Source organism: Paenibacillus sp. P32E, from assembly GCF_001909085.1.
Taxonomy (GTDB): Bacteria; Bacillota; Bacilli; order Paenibacillales; family Paenibacillaceae; genus Paenibacillus_AQ; species Paenibacillus_AQ helianthi.
On sequence record NZ_LVYY01000022.1, the window covers coordinates 38,543 to 60,334 of the forward strand.

38 protein-coding genes are annotated in these 21,792 nt (G+C 46.2%); all 38 read left to right on the forward strand.

The features are described 5' to 3' along the window. The first annotated feature begins 96 nt into the window (after positions 1–96). The 38 genes from A3848_RS19320 to cwlD all read left to right on the forward strand — a co-directional run bounded on the left by A3848_RS19320 (position 97) and on the right by cwlD (position 21,761). The gene (locus A3848_RS19320; protein WP_074086525.1) at positions 97–807 is read left to right on the forward strand and encodes a Crp/Fnr family transcriptional regulator; all 711 of its coding nucleotides are present in this window, start codon (positions 97–99) and stop codon (positions 805–807) included. Positions 808–1,418: 611 nt separating this feature from the next. Beyond that, positions 1,419–1,727: a 30S ribosomal protein S10 gene (gene rpsJ, locus A3848_RS19325; protein ID WP_017692074.1), complete on the forward strand. Its 309-nt coding sequence runs from the start codon at positions 1,419–1,421 to the stop codon at positions 1,725–1,727. Between the two features lie 42 nt (positions 1,728–1,769). Then, entirely contained in the window at positions 1,770–2,393 is a 624-nt protein-coding gene (gene rplC, locus A3848_RS19330; protein WP_036721840.1) for a 50S ribosomal protein L3, read from the forward strand. 25 nt (positions 2,394–2,418) lie between these two features. After that, positions 2,419–3,042, forward strand: coding sequence for a 50S ribosomal protein L4 (gene rplD / locus A3848_RS19335; protein WP_074086527.1), 624 nt, complete (start codon positions 2,419–2,421; stop codon positions 3,040–3,042). Next, positions 3,042–3,335 carry a 50S ribosomal protein L23 gene (rplW, locus tag A3848_RS19340; RefSeq protein WP_039298634.1) on the forward strand — a complete coding sequence of 98 codons (294 nt, stop codon included), beginning with the start codon at positions 3,042–3,044 and terminating at the stop codon, positions 3,333–3,335. The genes rplD and rplW overlap by 1 nt, the downstream gene beginning before the upstream one ends. A 28-nt stretch (positions 3,336–3,363) precedes the next feature. Then, the gene (rplB, locus tag A3848_RS19345; RefSeq protein ID WP_074086528.1) at positions 3,364–4,194 is read left to right on the forward strand and encodes a 50S ribosomal protein L2; all 831 of its coding nucleotides are present in this window, start codon (positions 3,364–3,366) and stop codon (positions 4,192–4,194) included. A gap of 76 nt (positions 4,195–4,270) precedes the next feature. After that, positions 4,271–4,549, forward strand: a complete 279-nt coding sequence (gene rpsS / locus A3848_RS19350) for a 30S ribosomal protein S19 (protein WP_039298640.1) — start codon at positions 4,271–4,273, stop codon at positions 4,547–4,549. A gap of 31 nt (positions 4,550–4,580) precedes the next feature. Then, positions 4,581–4,913, forward strand: a complete 333-nt coding sequence (gene rplV / locus A3848_RS19355) for a 50S ribosomal protein L22 (RefSeq protein ID WP_019908228.1) — start codon at positions 4,581–4,583, stop codon at positions 4,911–4,913. 13 nt (positions 4,914–4,926) lie between these two features. Then, complete coding sequence (gene rpsC, locus A3848_RS19360; protein ID WP_074086529.1) at positions 4,927–5,592, forward strand: 30S ribosomal protein S3; 666 nt, start codon at positions 4,927–4,929, stop codon at positions 5,590–5,592. Between the two features lie 2 nt (positions 5,593–5,594). Then, the gene (gene rplP, locus A3848_RS19365) at positions 5,595–6,029 is read left to right on the forward strand and encodes a 50S ribosomal protein L16 (RefSeq protein WP_020427064.1); all 435 of its coding nucleotides are present in this window, start codon (positions 5,595–5,597) and stop codon (positions 6,027–6,029) included. Beyond that, entirely contained in the window at positions 6,019–6,216 is a 198-nt protein-coding gene (gene rpmC, locus A3848_RS19370; RefSeq protein ID WP_019908232.1) for a 50S ribosomal protein L29, read from the forward strand. The genes rplP and rpmC overlap by 11 nt, the downstream gene beginning before the upstream one ends. A gap of 43 nt (positions 6,217–6,259) precedes the next feature. Then, positions 6,260–6,526 carry a 30S ribosomal protein S17 gene (rpsQ, locus tag A3848_RS19375; RefSeq protein ID WP_020427063.1) on the forward strand — a complete coding sequence of 89 codons (267 nt, stop codon included), beginning with the start codon at positions 6,260–6,262 and terminating at the stop codon, positions 6,524–6,526. Positions 6,527–6,565: 39 nt separating this feature from the next. Next, positions 6,566–6,934: a 50S ribosomal protein L14 gene (rplN, locus tag A3848_RS19380; protein WP_019908234.1), complete on the forward strand. Its 369-nt coding sequence runs from the start codon at positions 6,566–6,568 to the stop codon at positions 6,932–6,934. Between the two features lie 38 nt (positions 6,935–6,972). Then, a complete protein-coding gene (rplX, locus tag A3848_RS19385; protein ID WP_019908235.1) occupies positions 6,973–7,326 on the forward strand; it encodes a 50S ribosomal protein L24 in 354 nt (117 codons plus the stop codon). Positions 7,327–7,356: 30 nt separating this feature from the next. Continuing rightward, positions 7,357–7,899 (forward strand): 50S ribosomal protein L5, encoded by a 543-nt coding sequence (rplE, locus tag A3848_RS19390; protein WP_074086530.1) that lies wholly within the window; start codon positions 7,357–7,359, stop codon positions 7,897–7,899. A gap of 48 nt (positions 7,900–7,947) precedes the next feature. Next, positions 7,948–8,133 carry a type Z 30S ribosomal protein S14 gene (locus A3848_RS19395; protein WP_036589425.1) on the forward strand — a complete coding sequence of 62 codons (186 nt, stop codon included), beginning with the start codon at positions 7,948–7,950 and terminating at the stop codon, positions 8,131–8,133. A gap of 32 nt (positions 8,134–8,165) precedes the next feature. Beyond that, positions 8,166–8,564 carry a 30S ribosomal protein S8 gene (gene rpsH / locus A3848_RS19400; protein ID WP_019908239.1) on the forward strand — a complete coding sequence of 133 codons (399 nt, stop codon included), beginning with the start codon at positions 8,166–8,168 and terminating at the stop codon, positions 8,562–8,564. Positions 8,565–8,594: 30 nt separating this feature from the next. Beyond that, positions 8,595–9,137 (forward strand): 50S ribosomal protein L6, encoded by a 543-nt coding sequence (gene rplF / locus A3848_RS19405; RefSeq protein WP_025706584.1) that lies wholly within the window; start codon positions 8,595–8,597, stop codon positions 9,135–9,137. A gap of 84 nt (positions 9,138–9,221) precedes the next feature. Then, a complete protein-coding gene (rplR, locus tag A3848_RS19410) occupies positions 9,222–9,590 on the forward strand; it encodes a 50S ribosomal protein L18 (RefSeq protein WP_074086531.1) in 369 nt (122 codons plus the stop codon). A 26-nt stretch (positions 9,591–9,616) separates the two neighbouring features. Beyond that, positions 9,617–10,114: a 30S ribosomal protein S5 gene (gene rpsE / locus A3848_RS19415; protein WP_036652980.1), complete on the forward strand. Its 498-nt coding sequence runs from the start codon at positions 9,617–9,619 to the stop codon at positions 10,112–10,114. Between the two features lie 14 nt (positions 10,115–10,128). Next, positions 10,129–10,314: a 50S ribosomal protein L30 gene (gene rpmD, locus A3848_RS19420; protein ID WP_019908243.1), complete on the forward strand. Its 186-nt coding sequence runs from the start codon at positions 10,129–10,131 to the stop codon at positions 10,312–10,314. A gap of 40 nt (positions 10,315–10,354) precedes the next feature. Beyond that, on the forward strand, positions 10,355–10,795 hold the full coding sequence (rplO, locus tag A3848_RS19425) for a 50S ribosomal protein L15 (protein WP_020427058.1): 441 nt from the start codon (positions 10,355–10,357) through the stop codon (positions 10,793–10,795). Further along, the gene (gene secY, locus A3848_RS19430) at positions 10,795–12,093 is read left to right on the forward strand and encodes a preprotein translocase subunit SecY (RefSeq protein WP_074086532.1); all 1,299 of its coding nucleotides are present in this window, start codon (positions 10,795–10,797) and stop codon (positions 12,091–12,093) included. The genes rplO and secY overlap by 1 nt, the downstream gene beginning before the upstream one ends. 97 nt (positions 12,094–12,190) lie before the next feature. Further along, entirely contained in the window at positions 12,191–12,835 is a 645-nt protein-coding gene (locus A3848_RS19435) for an adenylate kinase (RefSeq protein ID WP_074086533.1), read from the forward strand. A gap of 4 nt (positions 12,836–12,839) precedes the next feature. After that, positions 12,840–13,592 (forward strand): type I methionyl aminopeptidase, encoded by a 753-nt coding sequence (gene map, locus A3848_RS19440; RefSeq protein ID WP_074086534.1) that lies wholly within the window; start codon positions 12,840–12,842, stop codon positions 13,590–13,592. An 11-nt stretch (positions 13,593–13,603) separates the two neighbouring features. Continuing rightward, positions 13,604–13,912 carry a KOW domain-containing RNA-binding protein gene (locus A3848_RS19445; RefSeq protein WP_074086535.1) on the forward strand — a complete coding sequence of 103 codons (309 nt, stop codon included), beginning with the start codon at positions 13,604–13,606 and terminating at the stop codon, positions 13,910–13,912. Between the two features lie 2 nt (positions 13,913–13,914). Continuing rightward, entirely contained in the window at positions 13,915–14,130 is a 216-nt protein-coding gene (gene infA, locus A3848_RS19450) for a translation initiation factor IF-1 (protein ID WP_018753971.1), read from the forward strand. Positions 14,131–14,183: 53 nt separating this feature from the next. Continuing rightward, the gene (gene rpmJ, locus A3848_RS19455; protein ID WP_003322638.1) at positions 14,184–14,297 is read left to right on the forward strand and encodes a 50S ribosomal protein L36; all 114 of its coding nucleotides are present in this window, start codon (positions 14,184–14,186) and stop codon (positions 14,295–14,297) included. A gap of 19 nt (positions 14,298–14,316) precedes the next feature. Beyond that, a complete protein-coding gene (gene rpsM, locus A3848_RS19460; protein ID WP_036721817.1) occupies positions 14,317–14,685 on the forward strand; it encodes a 30S ribosomal protein S13 in 369 nt (122 codons plus the stop codon). Positions 14,686–14,704: 19 nt separating this feature from the next. Continuing rightward, positions 14,705–15,100: a 30S ribosomal protein S11 gene (rpsK, locus tag A3848_RS19465; protein ID WP_020427052.1), complete on the forward strand. Its 396-nt coding sequence runs from the start codon at positions 14,705–14,707 to the stop codon at positions 15,098–15,100. A 131-nt stretch (positions 15,101–15,231) separates the two neighbouring features. After that, positions 15,232–16,176: a DNA-directed RNA polymerase subunit alpha gene (locus A3848_RS19470; protein WP_025706576.1), complete on the forward strand. Its 945-nt coding sequence runs from the start codon at positions 15,232–15,234 to the stop codon at positions 16,174–16,176. 34 nt (positions 16,177–16,210) lie between these two features. Then, positions 16,211–16,576 (forward strand): 50S ribosomal protein L17, encoded by a 366-nt coding sequence (gene rplQ, locus A3848_RS19475; protein WP_019908254.1) that lies wholly within the window; start codon positions 16,211–16,213, stop codon positions 16,574–16,576. Between the two features lie 222 nt (positions 16,577–16,798). After that, entirely contained in the window at positions 16,799–17,578 is a 780-nt protein-coding gene (truA, locus tag A3848_RS19480) for a tRNA pseudouridine(38-40) synthase TruA (protein ID WP_074086536.1), read from the forward strand. Between the two features lie 233 nt (positions 17,579–17,811). Next, positions 17,812–18,249, forward strand: coding sequence for a 50S ribosomal protein L13 (rplM, locus tag A3848_RS19485; RefSeq protein WP_074086537.1), 438 nt, complete (start codon positions 17,812–17,814; stop codon positions 18,247–18,249). A 20-nt stretch (positions 18,250–18,269) separates the two neighbouring features. Continuing rightward, entirely contained in the window at positions 18,270–18,662 is a 393-nt protein-coding gene (gene rpsI, locus A3848_RS19490; protein ID WP_042140127.1) for a 30S ribosomal protein S9, read from the forward strand. 373 nt (positions 18,663–19,035) lie between these two features. After that, positions 19,036–19,728 (forward strand): phosphoadenylyl-sulfate reductase, encoded by a 693-nt coding sequence (locus tag A3848_RS19495; RefSeq protein ID WP_074086538.1) that lies wholly within the window; start codon positions 19,036–19,038, stop codon positions 19,726–19,728. Between the two features lie 39 nt (positions 19,729–19,767). Beyond that, entirely contained in the window at positions 19,768–20,943 is a 1,176-nt protein-coding gene (gene sat / locus A3848_RS19500) for a sulfate adenylyltransferase (protein ID WP_074086539.1), read from the forward strand. Between the two features lie 71 nt (positions 20,944–21,014). Next, the gene (gene cwlD / locus A3848_RS19505) at positions 21,015–21,761 is read left to right on the forward strand and encodes an N-acetylmuramoyl-L-alanine amidase CwlD (protein WP_074086540.1); all 747 of its coding nucleotides are present in this window, start codon (positions 21,015–21,017) and stop codon (positions 21,759–21,761) included. Positions 21,762–21,792 lie beyond the last annotated feature (31 nt).

Sequence of the window (21,792 nt, forward strand, 5' to 3'; positions counted from 1 at the left end):
GGATCAAGTTTTTTGGAATTTGTGCGGGTAGTCACTCGGTTCCCTTAGCATTCTTGATATGTTGAGAGAAAAGTGAAGGAATAGGATGTGTAAACAATGAACTGTGATATTTTTGAATCGCTTTCCTGTGTCCGGGGAGTGCCAGTATTTCAGGCTCTTTCAGATGGAGAATTATCTGTAATTCAGTTCATAATCGAATCCAATTACTACAATAAAGGGCAACAGGTATTCAGAGAAGGCGAAGAATCAGATGCATTGTTTGTGGTTAAAAGCGGCCTGATCAAATTAACTCAATGTAATGCAGAAGGAAAACAGCATGTAGTGCGATATCTTTTCCCGGGAGATTATTTCGGGCAGTTTGCCTTACTGCATCATAAGCAGAATAATTTCACGGCGGAGATTGTTGAGAGCGGGAGTGTATGTCAGATGCGACGGAAGGATTTTCTGCCCCTTTTAGAACAGAACGCTTCGCTGGCATTCAGTTTTCTTATGTCAATGAGTGAGCAACTGCAGCAGGCGGAAGAGACGGCAGGAGTCATGCATATGTTTGAGGTGGAAAAAAGACTTGCGAGACTTCTAGTGAAACTTGCACATGGAAACAAATCGGGGGAAGTCAACACAGCTCAGAGGCAAGTCATAGAATTACCCTCTGCAAAAAAAGAAATCGCAGCTATGATTGGAACATCTGCGGAAACATTAAGCCGAAAACTGCGCAAATTAATAAGTGTTAACATAATTACTTTACGTAACAGAAAAGTGGAGATCATTGATATGGATTCACTTTTACGGATTGGGGGATATAAATAAAGCTGAGTCGCATTTCTTTATTGATGAACAATATATAAGAGATTGAAACCGAAATAGTGTCTTTTCCAGATCATTAACACCATAAGTTATTCAAACCGTACCCAAGCTGCTAGATTACTGAATTTAGCTTTGGGCACAAAGCTATGAGCATCGATACAAATGCGGCTGTAGGGCTGCTGGTGGAGTGTAGCGATGAAGTAGACAATACCTTGCCATAGTACTGTTCCGTCTGCTCTAGAGTCTCAGGGAATGACAATGAAGGACATGTACACTTACATAGCTTTAGATCGGATCAATCTGTTTTATGAGAGCAGAATCCAGGTAGGTTAGATGCAGGAAATTGTGACCGTTGAAGAGGCCAAAATATAGATTTGGAACATCAAAATGCCTATATTATAGAAAGAAACAGCGGATGAAAAAATCGTGAACTATTTTTGATTATCACTTGCAATCTTGCCGTCTATTATATATAATAATAAATGTTGTTCTGAGACGTTGCGATGATGTGAGAGGTTACTGACACACCCGGCCCCTTTGCCATGAGGTCGACGTCAGAAAATTTTCACGGAGTATGTCCGATAATAAATTGGGCGATAGAAGGAGGGACTAAAATGGCAAAGCAAAAAATTCGTATCCGCTTGAAAGCATACGACCACAGAATTCTTGATCAATCCGCAGAGAAAATCGTTGAAACAGCAAAACGTTCGGGTGCTGGTGTATCCGGGCCGATTCCGTTGCCAACTGAGAAGCAAATTATTACTATTCTCCGTGCGGTACACAAGTACAAGGATTCCCGTGAACAGTTTGAACAACGGACTCACAAACGTTTGATCGATATTGTGAACCCAACACCACAAACTGTGGATGCCTTGATGCGCTTGGATCTACCGTCCGGTGTAGATATCGAAATCAAATTGTAATACTATCATTGAGTAATTAAGAAAAGAAAAGAGGTGTCAACATTGAAAGGTATCTTAGGAAAAAAACTCGGTATGACTCAAGTGTTTACTCCAGAAGGTAATGTAATTGCCGTTTCGGTAATCGAAGCTGGACCTTGTGTGGTACTGCAAAAGAAAGACCTGAATATCGACGGATATGAAGCAGTGCAGTTGGGCTTTTCCGATAAGAAGGAAAGTCGCTCTAACAAGCCTGAACAGGGTCACGCCAAAAAGGCAAACGCAACACCTAAGCGCTACGTTCGCGAAATTCGCGGTGTTGACCTCGGGTCACTCGAGGTTGGACAAGAGCTTAAGGCTGACATCTTCGCAGAAGGCGAATTTGTTGACGTAACAGGTACTTCGAAAGGTAAAGGTTTCCAGGGTAACATCAAACGCTGGGGACAAAGCCGCGGACCAATGGCACACGGATCGCGTTACCACAGAAGACCAGGCTCCATGGGTTCCATTCAAGCTAACCGTGTTCCTAAGGGTAAACGCCTGCCAGGACATATGGGTCACACGACTGTAACGGTTCAAAAGCTTGAGATCATCCGAGTTGACGTAGAACGTAATGTATTGCTGGTTAAAGGCGCGATTCCGGGCCCTAAAAACAGCTTCGTGAAAGTTAAACAAACCGTTAAGAAATAATTTCTGAAGAAAGGAGGAACATGAAATGCCAAAAGTAACACTTTTTAATATTAGTGGTAACGAAGTTGGCGAAGTTGAACTGAGTGATTCAGTTTTCGGTATCGAACCGAACGTACATGTGCTGCATGAAGCTGCACTTATGCAAAGAGCTTCCCTTCGTCGTGGTACACACAAAGTAAAAGGACGTTCTGAAGTGCGTGGCGGCGGACGTAAGCCTTGGAAACAAAAAGGTACAGGTCGTGCTCGTCAAGGCTCCATTCGTTCACCACAATGGAAAGGCGGCGGCGTAGTCTTCGGACCAACACCACGCAGCTATTCCTGGAAATTGCCTAAGAAGGTTCGCCGGTTGGCCATCAAATCCGCGTTGTCCTCGAAAGTACTCGGGAACGACATCATCGTATTGGACAGCTTGACTATGAATGCTCCGAAGACGAAAGAATTCGCAGCGATTCTGAACAACCTTAAAGTGGGTAGCAAAGCTCTGATCGTAGCTCCTAGCTATGATGACAATGTAGCACTTTCCGCTCGTAACATCCCTGGGGTGAAATTCGTAGCGGCTGACGGCATCAATGTTCTTGACGTACTGACGTACGACAAACTGATCATCACTAAAGAAGCAGTTCTGAAGGTAGAGGAGGTGTTCGCGTAATGAAAGATCCGCGTGATATTATCAAGCGTCCGGTGATTACGGAACGCACATCCGAATACATGAGCGAATTGAAATACGCTTTTGAAGTGGATATCCGTTCTAACAAGACCGAAATCAAAAAAGCTGTTGAAGCTATTTTTAAAGTGAAAGTAGTTAGTGTGAATACAATGCGCGTGCCTGGTAAACTGAAACGTTACGGCAAATATTCTGGTTACACTCCAGAGTGGAAAAAAGCCATCGTTAAACTTAGCCCGGACAGCAAACCGCTCGAATTCTTTGAAGCGGTAGAATAAAACTCTGTGAAGTAAGGAGGGAACTATAGTGCCAATCAAAAAGTACAAACCGACATCTCCGGCAAGACGCGGCATGTCCGTGTCTACGTTTGAAGAAATCACAACAAACCAGCCAGAGAAATCGTTGCTTGCGCCGCTGAGCAAAAAAGCGGGACGTAACAACCAAGGTAAAATTACGGTTCGTCACCATGGCGGCGGACACAAACGTAAATATCGTATCATCGATTTCAAACGGACTAAAGACGGCATACCAGGTAGCGTTGCTACGATCGAGTATGACCCGAACCGTACTTCCAACATTGCTTTGATCCACTATGCAGATGGAGAGAAACGTTACATTATCGCTCCTAAAGGTCTGAAAGTTGGGGATAAAGTTGAGTCCGGCCCTGCAGCCGACATCAAAGTTGGTAACAGCCTTCCTCTGGAGAATATTCCGGTAGGTACAATTATCCACAACATTGAGTTGAAACCTGGCAAAGGCGGACAATTGGTTCGTGCTGCTGGTACTGAAGCTCAGTTGCTGGGTAAGGAAGAAAAATACGTATCCGTTCGCTTGAACTCCGGTGAAGTACGCAGAATCCTCAGCGTATGCCGCGCAACGATTGGTTCCGTAGGTAACGAAGATCACGAACTGATCAAAATCGGTAAAGCCGGACGCAGTCGCTGGCTTGGCCAACGTCCAGAAGTACGCGGTGTTGTAATGAACCCGAACGATCACCCACACGGTGGTGGTGAAGGTCGCGCTCCTATCGGACGTAAATCGCCTATGTCTCCTTGGGGCAAACCAACCCTCGGTTACAAAACGCGTAAGAAAAACAAGGCATCTGATAAATATATCGTTCGCCGCCGCACAAAATAAGACGCTTCTGATAAGTTAGCTTAACGCGAAGCGTCGATTCGCGGTTTGAAGAACCGGATGAAGGGAGGATTCACACATGGGTCGCAGTTTAAAGAAGGGGCCGTTTATTGATGGCTACCTGCTGAAAAAAGTTGAGGATTTGAACGAGGCTGATAAAAAAGTTGTAGTTAAAACTTGGTCCCGTCGCTCAACCATTTTCCCTCAGTTTATCGGACATACGTTTGGTGTATATGACGGCCGCAAACACGTGCCTGTATACGTAACGGAAGATATGGTAGGTCACAAGTTGGGCGAGTTCGCGCCAACACGTACTTACAAAGGCCACGCGGGTGACGATAAGAAAACCAGAAGATAATTAACGTCTTCGTTTGAGAGGAGGGAAAACAATGGAAGCAAAAGCACATGCTAGATCGGTGCGGATTTCCGCTCGCAAAGCGAAACTGGTTGTTGACTTGATTCGCGGCAAGCAAGTGGGGGAAGCAATTGCAATTCTTCGCCACACTCCAAAATCCGCTTCTCCGGTAGTTGAGAAATTGCTTAACTCGGCGATCGCCAATGCTGAGCACAACTACTCAATGGACGTGAACAGTTTGTTCGTTAGCGAAGTTTTCGTTAACCAGGGTCCTACTATGAAACGTTTCCGTCCGCGCGCCATGGGCCGCGCAAGCCGGATCAATAAACGTACCAGCCACATTACTTTGGTGGTATCTGAGAAATAAGGAGGGATAACACGTGGGTCAAAAGGTAAATCCAGTCGGACTCCGAATCGGTATTATTCGCGATTGGGAATCTAAATGGTATGCAGGCAAAGATTTCGGTACTCTTTTAATGGAAGACGTCAAAATCCGGGAATACCTTAAAGGCAAGTTGAAGGATTCCTCTGTTTCCCGCATCGAGATCGAAAGAGCGGCAAGCCGAGTGAACGTTACAATTCACACTGCTAAGCCAGGTATGGTAATTGGTAAAGGCGGAGCAGAAGTAGAAGTACTTCGCAGCGCAGTTACAGCAATTGCTGGCGGCAAAAAGGTTCACATCAACATCAACGAAATTAAGCACCCTGAATTGGATGCTATTCTTGTTGCTGAAAGCATTGCACAACAATTGGAGCGTCGTGTATCGTTCCGTCGTGCTCTGAAACAAGCGATTCAAAGAACTATGCGTTCCGGCGCAAAAGGAATTAAAACTCAAGTTGGCGGACGTCTTGGCGGCGCTGAGATTGCCCGTTCAGAAGGTTATAGCGAAGGAACAGTTCCACTTCATACGCTTCGTGCCGATATCGATTACGGAACGGCTGAAGCACATACTACTTACGGCCGCATCGGCGTGAAAGTATGGATCTACCGTGGAGAAGTTCTTCCCCCAGCTAAGAAACAAGCTGCTCAGGAAGGAGGCAACTAATCATGTTGGTACCAAAACGCGTTAAACACCGCAAGCAACAACGCGGTCACATGAAGGGTATGGCAAAAGGCGGTACAGAACTTAACTTCGGCGAATTCGGCCTGCAAGCTCTGGAACCATCTTGGATCACTAACCGTCAGATCGAAGCTGCCCGTATTGCAATGACACGTTACATCAAACGTGGTGGTCAGGTTTGGATCAAGATTTTCCCAGATAAGCCTATTACTCAAAAGCCTCTTGAGGTTCGTATGGGTAGTGGTAAAGGTAACGTTGAAAAATGGGTAGCCGTAGTTAAACCGGGTAAGATTATGTTCGAACTCGGAGGCGTGTCGGAAGAAATCGCTCGTGAAGCGATGCGTCTTGCCGCTCACAAGCTGCCTGTAAAGACTAAGTTTGTGAAACGTGAAGAATTGGGTGGTGAAGCAAATGAAAGCTAATGAACTTCGCAACTTAACCACTGCCGAGATTGAACAGAAGATCGCTGGTTTCAAAGAAGAACTCTTCAATCTCCGTTTTCAATTGGCAACTGGCCAACTGGATAACCCGACTCGGATTCGTGACGTGCGCAAGGAAATAGCTCGTGCTAAAACCGTTATCCATCAAAGAGTACTTGGGATCAGTTAAGTGACGGCGGATGCTTAATCCGTAATCAGGAAGGAGGCTAACTATGAGCGAAGAACGTAATGCACGTAAAGTGCTGATCGGTAAAGTAGTCAGCGACAAAATGGATAAAACCATCGTAATTGCTGTTGAAACCTATAAGAAGCACAATCTGTATCACAAACGCATCAAGTCCACGAAGAAATTCAAGGCACATGATGAAGAGAATGTTGCGAAAATCGGTGATATCGTGAAAGTCATGGAAACTCGTCCGTTGTCTAAGGACAAACGCTGGAGACTTGTTGAAGTGGTAGAAGCAGCGGTTATCATTTAAGACGACCTATGAAGCTTGATCGGAAGGAGGGAATTAATAATGATTCAACCATTTACACGTTTGCATGTGGCTGATAACTCTGGTGCGAAGGAACTGATGTGTATCCGCGTACTGGGTGGTACTGGACGCCGTACAGCAGCAATCGGTGATTTGATCGTTTGTTCCGTTAAACAAGCAACACCAGGCGGCGTTGTCAAAAAGGGTGATGTTGTTAAAGCGGTAGTTGTACGTACCAAACGTTCCGTTCGCCGTAAAGATGGATCTTACATCGCATTCGACGAAAATGCAGCTGTTGTTGTAAAAGACGACAGAAGCCCGCGCGGAACACGTATCTTCGGACCAGTTGCTCGCGAACTTCGCGATAAAGACTACATGAAGATCGTTTCCTTGGCACCGGAAGTAATCTAAAGGAAATGTCCCAAAAAGTGTCATAGGAGGTGTAATAAATGCCTAGAGTGAAAAAAGTTCTGGAATCCCATAACAATAAACTGCACGTGAAAAAAGATGATGTGGTACTTGTGATTAGCGGGAAAGACAAAGGTAAAAAAGGCCGTGTCATCGCTGCTTATCCTCGTGAAAACCGCGTTCTGGTAGAAGGCGTGAACATGGTGAAAAAACACCAGAAGCCGAACCAGTTGAATCCACAAGGTGGAATCATTGAGCAAGAAGCTTCGATTCATGTGTCCAACGTAATGCACATTGATCCGAAGAGCGGTAAAGTTACCCGTATTGGTTATAAAGTGCTCGATAACGGTAAGAAGGTTCGGGTAGCTAAAAGATCCGGAGAGATTATCGACTAATACAGTCCTAAAGAAAGGAGGTAAATCTTCATGGCGGCAAGAATGAAAGAACGTTTTCTGAATGAAATCACACCTGCTTTGATGCAGAAGTTCAACTACACGACTGTAATGCAAGTGCCTAAGATCGAGAAGATCGTCATCAACATGGGTGTAGGTGACGCTGTTCAAAACTCCAAAGTACTTGATGCTGCAGTTAACGATATGCAACTGATTGCTGGTCAAAAACCGGTAATCACTAAAGCAAAGAAATCTATCGCCGGTTTCAAACTGCGCGAAAACATGCCGATCGGGGTTAAAGTAACACTGCGCGGAGATCGCATGTATTACTTCCTGGACAAATTGCTTAACGTAACACTTCCACGCGTACGTGACTTCCGTGGGGTTTCGACTAAATCATTTGACGGTCGCGGTAACTATACACTTGGTCTTAAGGACCAATTGATTTTCCCCGAAATCGAATATGATAAAGTAGATAAAGCACGCGGTATGGACATCGTTATTGTAACGACTGCTAAGACGGATGAGGAATCCCGTGAGCTTCTGACTCAGCTGGGAATGCCTTTCACAAAATAAGGACGTTTCATCCATTTCTCCGAAAATGTTTAGGAGGTGTCAGGCTAAGTGGCAAAAACTTCAATGAAAGTTAAACAACAACGCGAGCCCAAGTTCAAAGTACGTGCATACACTCGTTGCGAGCGTTGCGGTCGTCCACATTCGGTACTGCAAAAGTTCAAAATTTGCAGAATTTGTTTCCGTGAGTTAGCTTATAAAGGCCAGATTCCTGGCGTGAAAAAAGCAAGTTGGTAAGAAGTTTATAAACGGGAAGGAGGTTTACACACATGACTATGTCTGATCCTATCGCAGATATGCTTACTCGTATTCGTAACGCCAACACTGTGCGTCACGAGACAGTAGAAATGCCTGCTTCGACAATGAAAAAACAAATCGCGGACATTCTGAAGCGTGAAGGTTTCATCCGTGACGCTGAATTCGTTGAAGACAGCAAACAAGGGATTATCCGTATCTTCTTGAAATACGGCCCGAACCAGGAGCGCGTTATCTCCGGTCTAAAAAGAATCAGTAAACCAGGCCTTCGCGTTTACACGAAGAGCAATGAAGTGCCTCGTGTACTCGGCGGCCTTGGAATCGCGATTATCTCCACATCTAAGGGAGTTATGACCGACAAAGAAGCTCGTCAATCTAAATCGGGCGGAGAAGTTGTCTGCTACATTTGGTAATAAACGTCACAAGATAAGGAGGTGCAACACATGTCTCGTATTGGTCGCAAACCAATCGCAGTACCTAGCGGTGTAGATGTCACTTTGGACAACACCGTTATTACAGTAAAAGGTCCTAAAGGCACTTTGACTCGTGAGCTTCATAAAGACATGAAGGTTACAGTTGAAAATAACGAAATCACCGTTGTTCGCCCGTCGGACAACAAATTGCATCGTTCACTTCACGGCACAACCCGCTCCGTTGTCAACAACATGGTTAGTGGTGTGACTGAAGGTTTCTCGAAATCTCTGGAGCTGGTTGGGGTCGGATATCGTGCAAGCAAATCCGGAGATAAAATCGTACTGAACGTTGGTTACTCCCACCCGGTTGAAATCACACCGGAAGCGGGTATCGAGTTCGAAGTTCCTGCGAACACGAAGATCATCGTTAAGGGCATCGATAAAGAACGCGTTGGCGCTTATGCTGCCAAAATCCGTTCCGTACGTGAACCTGAACCGTACAAAGGTAAAGGTATCAAATATGAAGGCGAGCGTATCATCCGCAAGGAAGGTAAAGCCGGTAAGAAGAAATAACCGGTTTAATCTTAATTGTAAGATACCCCGTGCATCTTAAAGTGAAGCTGTTTACGGCAAACTGAAGGGAGTGAAAGGGAAGTCATGATTACAAAAGAGGATAAAAACAAGGCTCGTCTCAAAAGACACCTGCGTGTTCGTAAGAAAATTCAGGGGACTGCTGAGCGTCCACGTTTGAATGTGTTCCGTTCGTCGAAACACATCTACGCTCAACTGATCGATGACGTGTCAGGCGTTACTATCGTATCTGCCTCGACACTCGATAAAGATCTGAGTGCTAACATCGGAAATGGCGGTAGCGTTGAAGCTGCAAGCAAAGTAGGTCAATTGATCGCTGAGCGTGCCAAAGAAAAAGGATATGCTGTGGTTGTATTTGACCGCGGAGGATACTTGTACCATGGACGGATTCAGGCTTTGGCTAACGCAGCTCGCGAAGCCGGTCTTGAATTCTAGAATATTTCTAAAAGGAGGTTAACGACTTGCGTGTAGATCCGAACAGTTTAGAACTGACAGAAAGAGTTGTACACATTAACCGTGTTGCAAAAGTTGTAAAAGGCGGACGCCGTTTCAGCTTTAGCGCACTTGTTGTTGTGGGCGACGGCAACGGCTACGTCGGTGCTGGTATCGGTAAAGCCGGCGAAGTTCCGGATGCCATCCGTAAAGGCATTGAAGACGCCAAGAAAAACCTGATTCACATTCCAATCGTAGGAACTTCGATTCCCCATCTGGTTACTGGACATTTCGGCGCAGGACGCGTGTTGCTGAAACCAGCATCAGAAGGTACTGGCGTTATTGCCGGTGGTCCTGTTCGTGCGGTATTGGAATTGGCAGGCGTTGGCGACATCTTGACAAAATCTTTGGGTTCTTCGAATTCCATGAACATGGTCAATGCAACTTTGGAGGGACTTTCCCGTCTGAAACGCATTGAAGAGGTCGCGAAACTTCGCGGCAAATCTGTCGAAGAATTGCGCGGTTAAGGAGGGGAACGTCAATGGCAAAATTGCAAATTACCCTCGTACGCAGCGTAATCGGACGTCCAGAAACACAACGTGTTACTGTTAAGACGCTCGGCCTGCGTAAGACCAACTCGTCCGTGGTCCACAATGACACTCCTGCAATTCGCGGAATGATCAATAAAGTGAGCCACTTGTTATCCGTTACTGAAATTGAAGGCTAAACGCCTCTCATAAATTAACAAATATAAGGAGGTGCAAACGATGAAGTTACATGAACTTGCTCCAGCTCCTGGTTCACGCAAAGAACGCAATCGCGTTGGTCGTGGTCCTAGTAGTGGGAACGGTAAAACTTCCGGCCGCGGTCATAAAGGGCAAAACTCCCGTTCCGGCGGCGGTGTTCGTCCGGGCTTCGAAGGTGGACAAAACCCACTCTATCGTCGTCTGCCTAAACGTGGTTTCATTAATCCTACCCGTAAAGAGTATGCGATTGTGAACCTGGAAGATCTGAACAGCTTTGCTGAAGGAACTGAAGTGACTCCACAGTTGCTTATTGAAACTGGTGTTGTCAAGAATTCCAAAAGCGGCATTAAGATTCTCGGTAATGGCGAACTAGCCGTTAAATTGACTGTACAAGCAAATAAGTTCTCTCAATCTGCGGTAGAGAAAATCGAGGCTGCCGGCGGTAAAACCGAGGTGATCTAATGTTCAAGACGCTTAAGAATATATGGCATGTTGAAGATTTGCGCAAAAAGATCCTGTTTACCCTGTTCGTTCTGATCATTTACCGCATCGGTTCGTTTGTACCGGTTCCCGGTGTGAACAAAGATGTACTGGAATCAACAAATCAGAGCGGGGACGCTTTGATGGGTCTTTTAAACACCTTCTCGGGCGGAGCGCTCAAAAACTTCTCTATCTTTGCGATCAGTATTTACCCGTACATTACTGCATCTATCATTGTGCAATTGCTCTCTATGGATGTAATTCCTAAGTTTGCCGAATGGGCTAAACAAGGGGAGCACGGGAAAAAGCAACTGGCGCAAATTACCCGTTACGGCACCGTAGTACTCGGTTTGATTCAAGCTTTTGCTACATCAATCGGGTTTAACCGGATATATGGCACTGAGATGATTCCAAATGCAACTTTTGCGGATTACCTGCTTATCGCGATCATCTTGACGGCTGGTACATCATTCCTGATGTGGCTGGGTGAGCAGATTACAGAAAAGGGAATAGGAAACGGGATTTCGATCCTGATTTTTGCGGGCATCGTCGCCGCCATCCCGGGATATATTACCACTACGGCACAATCAAGCTTTATTCAGCCGGATCAGGTATTCCTGAATATTCTTAAAGTCGTTATTGTTCTGATCGTGATTATAGCGATTATTGCAGGGGTTATCTTTGTACAACAAGGTATCCGGAAAATCCCTGTACAATACGCTAAACGAGTGGTCGGTAACAAAATGTACGGTGGACAGAATACACACATTCCGCTTAAAATCAATGCGGCAGGTGTAATTCCGGTTATCTTCGCCGTATCACTGCTTCAATTTCCAATTGTAATATCGAGCTTCTGGGCAAGTCATGAATGGGCTAAATGGGTTACTGCAAATCTTTATTATGATAAGCCGCTCGGCATGGTCCTCTATGTGGTCATGATCATCGGATTTACGTTCTTCTATACGTTTGTTCAGATGAATCCGCAGCAAATGGCTGACAATATGAAGAAAAACGGTGGCTATATCCCAGGCATTCGTCCAGGTAAAGCGACTGAGAAATATTTGACCCGGGTAATGTCTCGTCTGACTATGTCAGGGGCGATTTTCCTGGCTCTGATCTCTGTCCTTCCGGTATTCTTTGGTAACTTGTCTGGTCTACCCCGTTCGGTCAAGATTGGTGGTACCTCACTGCTGATCGTAATTGGTGTAGCATTGGATACGATGAAGCAGATCGAGAGCCAATTGATCAAACGCCATTACAAAGGCTTCATCAATAAATAGTCGATAGGTTCCGGCGAAGCATAGACTCACAGACTTCCCGGCACCTATTGTGCTGTTTCTTGCTTGGTGGCGAACTTTTGGGGGGAGAAGAGAAATCGTGAACATTTTATTCATGGGCCCTCCTGGGGCAGGCAAGGGGACACAGGCTGCTGTAGTTGTAAAAGAGTTGGATATTCCTCATATTTCGACAGGTGATGCTTTCCGCTTGGCTATCAAGCAAGGTACTCCGGTTGGACTTAAGGCCAAATCTTATATCGATCAAGGTCTGCTTGTACCTGATGATGTGACCATTGGAATTGTTGAAGAACGGCTGCAGCAGTCCGATTGCGAAAAAGGTTTCTTATTGGATGGCTTTCCAAGAACCCTTTCGCAAGCGGAAGCGCTGGAAGATATCTTGAGCCGCTTGAATCGATCGTTGGATCATGTAATCAACTTGAATGTGGACCGTGGACTGTTGATGGCGCGCCTTACCGGACGCCGAATCTGTACTGTTTGCGGGACATCCTACCATTTGATTTTCAACCCGCCGAAGCAAGAAGGCATTTGCGATATTGATGGCGGTGCATTGTATCAACGTCCGGATGACAACGAAGAAAGTGTAGGCAAGCGTCTGGACGAGTATGACAATAAGACAGCGCCACTGCTTGCGTTTTATGACAATAAAGGTCTTTTGCGTCAGGTGAACGGGGAAAACGAAATCAATGTCGTTTCTTCCGAAATCGTATCTTTGCTGCGAGGTTAATGTAATGATCATTTGTAAATCCGAACAGGAACTTGCCTTTATGAGGGAAGCTGGTCGAATTGTTGCCGAGAGTCACCGTCTGATCGCTGAGGCCATTGAGCCTGGGGTAACGACTGGAGAACTCGACAGAATCGCCGATCAATACATTCGCAGTCAAGGTGCTGTGCCGTCTTTCAAAGGTTACAACGGTTTTCCTGCCAGCATTTGCGCTTCAGTCAACGAACAATTGGTGCATGGATTTCCGGGTAAGCGAAAACTGGTCGAAGGCGATATTGTTACGCTGGACATTGGTGCAGAGTACCGCGGTTATCACGGTGATTCCGCCTGGACTTACGGGGTGGGCAGCATTTCCGAACAGGCCCAGCGTCTGCTGGACGTAACGGAAGGCTCCTTGTACGCGGGACTGGCGTTAGTCAAACCGGATGTGCGCTTGTTTACAATCTCCCATGCAATTCAACAATACATCGAGGACGCCGGATTCTCCGTCGTACGCGAGTATGTTGGCCATGGCATTGGGGCAGAACTGCATGAAGAACCGCAAATTCCGAATTATGGCATAGCGGACCGCGGACCACGTCTGAAACCGGGTATGGTGCTCGCGATTGAGCCGATGGTTAACGCAGGGGACAGATATGTCAGAACGCTGGAAGATAACTGGACGGTCGTTACGGTAGATGGTTCACTTTGTGCTCACTTTGAGCATACAGTAGCAGTTACACCGGACGGCATGGAAATTTTCACAAAACTGAATGCGTAGGTGATCTTCACGTGAATACTGGGAGCAGCCCGCAGATTGGTCAAATCGTGAGAATTCTCAAAGGCAAAGATGCCGGAGAGGCTGCCGTTGTTATCGCAGTTGTTGATAGCAGATTTGTATATATTGCCGATGGAGACAAACGCAAGTTTGATGCACCGAAGAAGAAGAATATTCAGCATTTGGAGCTCATACCCTTCATCAGCAGTGAGATTGTGAACAGTTTGGAAGAAACCGGCCGGGTAACGAACGGAAAGCTGCGTTTTGCAGTCATGAAGTATGCTACACCTGCTGGAAAAAGTGCTTATGAGAAAGGAGACTAACTGTGGCTAAGGAAGATGTCATTGAAGTGGAAGGTACGGTCATTGAACCGTTGCCGAATGCAACATTTAAGGTTGAGCTTGAGAACGGTCATCAAATACTTGCCCATGTGTCCGGGAAATTGCGGATGCACTTTATCCGTATCCTAACCGGAGACAAAGTGGTCGTGCAGTTATCGCCTTATGATTTATCAAAAGGACGTATAACTTACCGTAAATAGATGGGAACTACAACAAAAGTTTTGCTTCGCAAAACTTTGAGGAGGTAATTAACATGAAGGTAAGACCTTCTGTAAAGCCCATTTGCGAAAAATGCAAAGTCATCCGCCGCAAAGGGACTGTTATGGTAATTTGCGAAAATCCGAAACACAAACAAAAACAAGGTTAAGAAGGGGGTGTAGCGTAAAATGGCTCGTATAGCTGGAGTGGATTTGCCACGTGATAAACGCGTTGAGATCGCCTTGACTTATATTTTCGGAATCGGTAAAACGACTTCCCAGAAAATTCTTAATGAAACAGGCATTGACGTTAACACACGTGTCCGTGATTTGACGGAAGATGAAGTCAGCAAACTGCGTGAAACGATCGACAAAGAAGTTAAGGTTGAAGGTGACCTTCGTCGTGAAATTTCCTTGAATATTAAACGTCTTACTGAGATCGGCTGTTACCGCGGTGTTCGTCACCGTCGTGGATTGCCTGTTCGCGGTCAACGTACTAAAACGAATGCCCGTACCCGGAAAGGCCCGCGTCGTACGGTAGCAAACAAAAAGAAATAAGAAGAGGTGATAAGAGACAATGGCTAAACCGAAAAAAGTCGTACGTACTAAACGTCGCGACCGGAAAAATATCGAGTCTGGCGTGGCACACATCCGTTCCACGTTCAACAACACTATCGTTACGATCACGGACCCTCACGGAAATGCAATTTCCTGGGCAAGCTCCGGCGGTCAAGGATTTAAAGGTTCCCGTAAATCGACTCCATTTGCAGCGCAAATGGCAGCCGAAACTGCTGCAAAAGCAGCTATGGAACACGGCATGAAGTCCGTTGAAGTTATGGTTAAAGGACCGGGCGCGGGCCGCGAAGCAGCCATCCGTTCCCTTCAGGCCGCTGGCCTTGAAGTAAACCTCATTAAAGACGTAACTCCGGTTCCTCACAATGGATGCCGTCCGCCGAAGCGTCGCCGCGTATAGTGAAATCAGAATTGTGATTGTGGTATAATTCTGACGCATCTGCTAATAATAGGTGTTTAGGCATACTACATGATACACCTGATGGGGTGACAGTTTCATATAGGAGCGACGTTTGAAGGAGGGGTACACTCGTGATAGAAATCGAAAAGCCGAAGATTGAGACCGTAGAAGCCAATGATGAAGGAACCTATGGGAAATTCGTAGTTGAACCGCTGGAACGTGGATATGGCACGACTCTGGGGAACTCGCTTCGCCGGATCTTGCTTTCCTCCCTTCCGGGAGCCGCAGTGACTTCGGTCCAAATTGACGGCGTTCTGCATGAGTTCTCGACCGTTCCTGGCGTAATGGAAGATGTGACGGAAATCATTCTGAACCTTAAAGCTCTTTCCCTGAAAATCCATTCAGACGAAGAGAAAGTGTTCGAGATTGATGCTGAAGGTGAAGGCATCGTTACCGCAGGTGATATCCGTGCGGACAGCGATGTTGAGATCCTGAACCCGGATCTTCATATTGCAACGCTGGGACCTGGCGCGAGACTTCACATGCGAATTTTTGCAGGCCGTGGCCGCGGTTACGTCCAAGCGGACCGTAACAAGCGCGACGATCAGCCCATCGGAGTTATCCCGGTGGATTCCATCTATACGCCTATCTCCCGTGTGAATTATGGCATCGACAATACTCGTGTAGGTCAAGTGACCAACTATGACAAGTTGACGATGGAAATTTGGACGGACGGCAGTATCAGACCGGAAGAAGCTGTTAGCCTGGGAGCCAAAATTTTGAACGAGCACCTCGTTTTGTTCGTAGGTCTTACGGACGAAGCGAAAGACGCCGAAATTATGGTGGAAAAAGAAGAAGACAAAAAAGAAAAAGTGCTTGAGATGACAATCGAAGAGCTTGATCTTTCTGTGCGTTCTTACAACTGCCTCAAACGTGCCGGTATTAATACCGTGCAAGAGCTGACTACGAAAACTGAAGAAGATATGATGAAGGTCCGTAACCTGGGCCGCAAATCTTTGGAAGAAGTTCAAGAGAAGCTTGAGGAACTTGGTTTGGGACTCCGTACAGAAGAATAGCTGGCAGATTGCTTGAGTAAAGGAGGGAAAACAAATGGCATACCAAAAGTTGGGCCGTGATTCCAGTGCGCGTAAAGCATTGTTCCGGGACATGGTAACGGATCTGTTTCTTTATGAGCGTATCCAAACAACAGAAGCTAAAGCGAAAGAAGTTCGTTCTATCGCTGAAAAGCTGATCACTAAAGCGAAAAAGGGCGATCTTCATGCTCGTCGTCAAGTAGCAGCATTTGTCCGCCGTGAGACTGTAGACGGTGAACAGGATGCAATCCAAAAATTGTTCTCTGACATTGCTCCTCGTTACACAGAGCGTCCAGGCGGATACACTCGTATCCTGAAGCTGGGACCTCGTCGTGGCGATGCTGCGCCTATGGTTTATCTTGAATTGGTAGACCGCGCGTAGGATCACAAGTTATGATTTCCGGATGTACCCCTTATCGCACATGCTCTATGTAGTATGGGCAGAGAAGTATTTAACGTTATTGTGCTGCAGGGGCATTTAGGCCCTGCCGTACAATATCCGCGGGAATCACCTTGTATAGAGTAGAAGGAGCTCCCGCCGGGGCTCTTTTTTTTTGAAGACGAATGGTGATGTAGTTTGGAACCGCTGAAAGGAAGAACGGAAATGCGTAATCTATTGATGAAGGTCAATTATGACGGTACCCGCTATGATGGCTTTCAGACCCAGCCTCAGGGCAATACGATACAGGACCATGTTGAACATGCCATACTGCATCTGACCGGCGAGAAACTCAAAATAACGGGCTCAGGACGGACTGATGCAGGTGTGCATGCTTATGGCCAGCCGTTTAACTTCCTTACCTCTTCCAAGATCCCGTTAGAGCGTTGGTGCTTGGCCTTGAATGCACGGCTGCCCCAGGATATCGTAGTCACTGAGGCACAGGAGGTACCGCTAGAGTTTCACTCTCGTAGAGGAGCTAAGCGCAAAACCTATCGGTATACGATTAATGGCAACCGTTTCCCGGATCCATTCCAGCGGCGATGGCAGCATCATCATCCGGTGAAGCTTGATATCTCTGCAATGCAGCAAGGTCTGGCCCATATTGTAGGCACCCATGACTTCACGTCGTTCGCATCAAGGAAATCTACGAAGACTTCACATGTCCGGACGATTTTTGAGGCGCATATGGAGCTTGATCTCAGTATGTGCCGGAACGGATCTGCAGACCAGGGAGTAATTCATACCTATATTACAGGCAGTGGCTTTCTACAGCATATGGTTCGCATTATTATGGGAACGCTGATTCATGTAGGGGAAGGTAAGATTCGTGCAGAGGCGGTTGCCGATATTCTTGCTGCCTGCGACCGTGCAGAAGCGGGGCCTACGGCTGTAGCTAAGGGATTAGCACTGTGGAGTGTGGAATATGACGAAGCAGGTAGCTAGATGTTCAGTGCATTTGTATTTATAAAATATTATGCGTTGAATATAAGAAATCACTTGCGCTAGTTATGTTTATGCTGTAATATAAAAGTTGTGTTTTCTTGATGGCTATCCCACAGCCCCGATCAAGAGAATGCCAACAAACAAGTTTTTCTTAACTCACATAATTGTAATCCAATGAGAAACAAGATATACGAAACAGATGATTTTCGTACGAGAACAAGGAGGAAACATTCATGCGTACCACCTATATGGCGAAGCCGAACGAAGTTGAACGCAATTGGCACATCATTGATGCCGAAGGCAAAACACTTGGTCGTTTGGCAAGCGAAGCCGCTGCTCTGATCCGTGGCAAACACAAACCGCAATTCACTCCACATGTTGATACTGGAGATTTCGTAATTGTTATCAACGCTGAGAAGATTCACCTGACCGGCAAGAAAATGCAAAACAAGAAATACTACCGTCACTCGATGCACCCAGGCGGTCTGAAGGTTACTGTTGCAGAAGACCTGATCAAAACCAGACCTGAGCGTATGATTGAATTCGCAGTTCACGGCATGATTCCTAAGACTCGTCAAGGGGATCACATGAAACTGAGACTCAAAGTATATGCTGGCGCTGAACATCCACATGCAGCACAAAAACCTGAAGTTTACGAACTTCGCGGATAAGAATAGAGGAGGACAGTTTCATGGCACAAGTACAATACTATGGGACAGGTCGTCGTAAACATTCGGTAGCACGTGTTCGCCTTGTACCGGGTGAAGGACGCATTGTCATTAACAAACGCGAGATGGACGAATATTTCGGTGTGGAAACACTGAAGATGATCGTAAGACAACCTTTGAACCTGACTGAAACTCTGGGCAACTACGATGTAATCGTTCTTGCACATGGTGGCGGCATTTCCGGTCAAGCTGGAGCAATTCGTCACGGGATTTCCCGTGCATTACTCAAAGTTGACCCTGAATATCGCGGTGCTCTGAAGAAAGCCGGCTTCCTGACTCGTGACCCACGTATGAAGGAACGTAAGAAATACGGCCTCAAAGCGGCTCGTCGTGCTCCACAGTTCTCGAAACGTTAATATCCCTTGTATATCAAGGAAATCAAGCCTCTGGCCTTTATGGTCAGGGGCTTTTTGTTTACTTTTAATTCAATTCCCCATCATCCAAAATACTCCAAAAACATTTCCCCATTACACTATAGATATCCCGAGTTAGTATGTAATATTTCATGCCTGCCTTGGCTCTGCCGGATTCCGGTAGGGCTGCTTTTTTTCTCCGAAAACTCTTGAGAAGCTGCGGGGCTTTGTATGCATTCAAAACTTTCACCCAAAATGGATAAAACCATTGACTTCGGTCCCGAATGCCTTATACTATTCCATATAAGATTAGTTGGAATTAGCGGGTATTGAGGTTTTAGTGTTTAATGAGATACCAGGATGGAGGAGCATATTAATGAACTTAATGGAGAAAGAAGATTTAATCAGAGTGAAGGCTGAGGAGCTGGAGAATTCAGCACCTGAGGATATCATCCGCTGGGCCGTAGAAACCTTTCCTAATATAACTTTCGCCTGCAGCTTTGGTGCTGAAGATGTTGTACTAGTTGATATGATTCGGAAAGTTAGTCCTTCAACAGACGTTTTTTATCTGGATACAGATTATCATTTCAAGGAAACGTATGAGACAAGAGATGTGATGGCTGAAAAATACGGAATGGAGTTTGTTCGCGTATCCCCACAAATTACACCGGAGGAACAGGCGGTTCAGTACGGTGAGGCACTATGGAATACCGATCCCAACCAATGCTGCGCGATCCGTAAAGTAGAACCGCTTACCCGGATTCTTTCACAGTATGATGCCTGGATTACAGGAATTCGCCGTGATCAGGCACCAACTCGCGCCAATTCCAAAAAAGTCGAATACGATAATAAGTTCGGTCTTGTTAAATTTAATCCGATTGCTAACTGGACCACAGAGGATGTATGGAACTATATCCGTGAGAATGATGTTGTGTATAACCCTTTACATGACCGTAATTTTCCGAGCATCGGCTGCGAGCAATGCACACGGGCGGTGATGCCAGGTGAAGATCCACGTGCGGGAAGATGGTCCGGATCGGACAAGACTGAATGCGGATTGCATAAATAAGAACGGAATTCGAATTGCACAGAAGGAGAGAGAGCATAGATGACTTCAATACTTCCTCATGGAGGGACACTGATCCAGCGTGTAGCTGAAGGGACACAGAGAGAAGAACTGCTTCAGCAGGCTTCTGGTCACAAATCGATTACCTTAAACACTTGGACTTTGTCAGATCTGGATCTGATCGGGGTAGGTGCATTTTCTCCGCTCACAGGCTTTCTGAATGAAGAAGATTACCACTCTGTAGTCAAAAGCATGCGTCTTGCAAATGGCACGGTATGGAGTATACCTGTTACTTTGTCTGTGGAAGATAAAGTGGTTTCAGGTCTTGCGGTAGGTGACAGGGTCTCACTGATTGGTGAGGACGACGGAGTTATTTATGGATTACTTGATATTGAAAGTATTTATAGTGTAGATCAGCAGCTTGAAGCGCAGAATGTGTTCAAAACAACGGATCCTGCACACCCAGGTGTGAGCAAGTTGCTGGCTAGGCCAACAACTTATGTTGGTGGACCCATTACCGTTCTAAATCGTCCGCAGCCGGAGAAGTTCGGAGAATTTTACTTTGATCCGGCCGAGACACGTCAAATTTTTGCGGACAAGGGTTGGAGAACTGTTGTAGGCTTTCAGACGCGCAACCCGGTGCACCGTGCACATGAGTACATTCAGAAGTGTGCAATGGAGGTTGTGGATGCGCTGTTCCTTAATCCTCTGGTAGGAGAAACGAAGTCTGATGATGTTCCAGCCAATGTACGCATGAAAAGCTATCTTGCACTGCTGGATAACTATTATCCGGAAGACCGCACTTTTTTGGGTGTATTCCCTGCTGCAATGCGTTACGCCGGACCGCGGGAAGCGATTTTTCATGCGATGGTTCGTAAAAATTACGGTTGCACCCATTTTATAGTCGGCCGGGATCATGCGGGTGTAGGTGATTATTACGGCACTTATGAAGCCCAAGAAATTTTTTCGAATTTCACAGCAGACGAGTTAGGAATTACCCCATTGTTCTTTGAACACAGTTTCTTCTGTGTGAAATGCGGTAACATGGCTTCAAGTAAGACCTGCCCACATCCAAGCGATCAGCATTTGACATTGTCAGGCACGAAAGTGCGCGCGTTGCTAAGAGATGGGAAATGCCCGCCTCCGGAATTTACGCGTCCAGAGGTAGCAGAAATTCTTATTGAGGGAATGTCCGCAGAAGTCACTGCCCAATCCTAATAGCCAGTACTATTTGGCCCTCTTGTCCCATATAGATGAGTAGAATCTATCGGGACGAGGGGGTCTTTGTTATGTCTGGCCGGAAGCAAGGGGAAGTCTCGGTCTGGATCACATGGAGCAGCATCAAAAAAAGCATGGTAGGTGCTGTTTTGCTGGTAATAATGATCGGCATTATTGCTTATGATATGCCAACTGCCAAGACGCTGAATTACTGGAGCCTGCCATTGTCAGGAAAAGTAATTGCTATTGATGCAGGGCATGGAGGCCCTGATGGGGGGGCAGTCAGCCGGGATGGCTTGATTGAAAAGGATATCAATCTTTCAGTCTCTTTATACCTGCGGGATTATTTACAGCAGGCAGGAGCGATAGTGATCATGACCCGGGAAGGCGATTATGACTTAGCCCAGCAAGATACCAAAGGCTACTCTAAGCGCAAGACAGAAGACCTGAAGCAACGGGTAAGAAGTATAGAGGAGAAGGGGGCAGATTTGTTTATAAGTGTGCATATGAATAGTGTGCCTTCAGGACGCTGGAGCGGAGCGCAGACCTTCTATTACCCGAACAACGAAGGGAATAAAGCTTTGGCGGGCTTTGTACAGGATGAGCTCAGAACCACACTTGAGAACACGGACCGGGTTGCGAAGACTGTGAATACCGTGTATTTGCTGAAAGCATTAAAAATGCCTGCAGCACTTGTAGAGGTAGGCTTCCTCTCCCATCCTCAGGAGTCGGCTTTACTTGGGGATGACGTCTACCAGCGAAAGGTTGCTACCAGCATCTACCGGGGGATTCTGAGATACGCTTCTGAACGGTCTTGAGTAGTTACTACGCTTTTGCGGAAGGGTAATG

Excerpts from the sequence above, each read along its gene's own strand:
- A3848_RS19320 (WP_074086525.1), top strand. The coding sequence starts at position 97 with ATGAACTGTGATATTTTTGAATCGCTTTCCTGTGTCCGGGGAGTGCCA.
- rpsJ (WP_017692074.1), top strand. The coding sequence starts at position 1,419 with ATGGCAAAGCAAAAAATTCGTATCCGCTTGAAAGCATACGACCACAGA.
- rplD (WP_074086527.1), top strand. The coding sequence starts at position 2,419 with ATGCCAAAAGTAACACTTTTTAATATTAGTGGTAACGAAGTTGGCGAA.
- rplW (WP_039298634.1), top strand. The coding sequence starts at position 3,042 with ATGAAAGATCCGCGTGATATTATCAAGCGTCCGGTGATTACGGAACGC.
- rpsS (WP_039298640.1), top strand. The coding sequence starts at position 4,271 with ATGGGTCGCAGTTTAAAGAAGGGGCCGTTTATTGATGGCTACCTGCTG.
- rplV (WP_019908228.1), top strand. The coding sequence starts at position 4,581 with ATGGAAGCAAAAGCACATGCTAGATCGGTGCGGATTTCCGCTCGCAAA.
- rplP (WP_020427064.1), top strand. The coding sequence starts at position 5,595 with ATGTTGGTACCAAAACGCGTTAAACACCGCAAGCAACAACGCGGTCAC.
- rpmC (WP_019908232.1), top strand. The coding sequence starts at position 6,019 with ATGAAAGCTAATGAACTTCGCAACTTAACCACTGCCGAGATTGAACAG.
- rpsQ (WP_020427063.1), top strand. The coding sequence starts at position 6,260 with ATGAGCGAAGAACGTAATGCACGTAAAGTGCTGATCGGTAAAGTAGTC.
- rplN (WP_019908234.1), top strand. The coding sequence starts at position 6,566 with ATGATTCAACCATTTACACGTTTGCATGTGGCTGATAACTCTGGTGCG.
- rplX (WP_019908235.1), top strand. The coding sequence starts at position 6,973 with ATGCCTAGAGTGAAAAAAGTTCTGGAATCCCATAACAATAAACTGCAC.
- rplE (WP_074086530.1), top strand. The coding sequence starts at position 7,357 with ATGGCGGCAAGAATGAAAGAACGTTTTCTGAATGAAATCACACCTGCT.
- rpsH (WP_019908239.1), top strand. The coding sequence starts at position 8,166 with ATGACTATGTCTGATCCTATCGCAGATATGCTTACTCGTATTCGTAAC.
- rplF (WP_025706584.1), top strand. The coding sequence starts at position 8,595 with ATGTCTCGTATTGGTCGCAAACCAATCGCAGTACCTAGCGGTGTAGAT.
- rplR (WP_074086531.1), top strand. The coding sequence starts at position 9,222 with ATGATTACAAAAGAGGATAAAAACAAGGCTCGTCTCAAAAGACACCTG.
- rpmD (WP_019908243.1), top strand. The coding sequence starts at position 10,129 with ATGGCAAAATTGCAAATTACCCTCGTACGCAGCGTAATCGGACGTCCA.
- rplO (WP_020427058.1), top strand. The coding sequence starts at position 10,355 with ATGAAGTTACATGAACTTGCTCCAGCTCCTGGTTCACGCAAAGAACGC.
- secY (WP_074086532.1), top strand. The coding sequence starts at position 10,795 with ATGTTCAAGACGCTTAAGAATATATGGCATGTTGAAGATTTGCGCAAA.
- map (WP_074086534.1), top strand. The coding sequence starts at position 12,840 with ATGATCATTTGTAAATCCGAACAGGAACTTGCCTTTATGAGGGAAGCT.
- rpmJ (WP_003322638.1), top strand. The coding sequence starts at position 14,184 with ATGAAGGTAAGACCTTCTGTAAAGCCCATTTGCGAAAAATGCAAAGTC.
- rpsM (WP_036721817.1), top strand. The coding sequence starts at position 14,317 with ATGGCTCGTATAGCTGGAGTGGATTTGCCACGTGATAAACGCGTTGAG.
- rpsK (WP_020427052.1), top strand. The coding sequence starts at position 14,705 with ATGGCTAAACCGAAAAAAGTCGTACGTACTAAACGTCGCGACCGGAAA.
- rplQ (WP_019908254.1), top strand. The coding sequence starts at position 16,211 with ATGGCATACCAAAAGTTGGGCCGTGATTCCAGTGCGCGTAAAGCATTG.
- truA (WP_074086536.1), top strand. The coding sequence starts at position 16,799 with ATGCGTAATCTATTGATGAAGGTCAATTATGACGGTACCCGCTATGAT.
- rplM (WP_074086537.1), top strand. The coding sequence starts at position 17,812 with ATGCGTACCACCTATATGGCGAAGCCGAACGAAGTTGAACGCAATTGG.
- rpsI (WP_042140127.1), top strand. The coding sequence starts at position 18,270 with ATGGCACAAGTACAATACTATGGGACAGGTCGTCGTAAACATTCGGTA.
- A3848_RS19495 (WP_074086538.1), top strand. The coding sequence starts at position 19,036 with ATGAACTTAATGGAGAAAGAAGATTTAATCAGAGTGAAGGCTGAGGAG.
- sat (WP_074086539.1), top strand. The coding sequence starts at position 19,768 with ATGACTTCAATACTTCCTCATGGAGGGACACTGATCCAGCGTGTAGCT.
- cwlD (WP_074086540.1), top strand. The coding sequence starts at position 21,015 with ATGTCTGGCCGGAAGCAAGGGGAAGTCTCGGTCTGGATCACATGGAGC.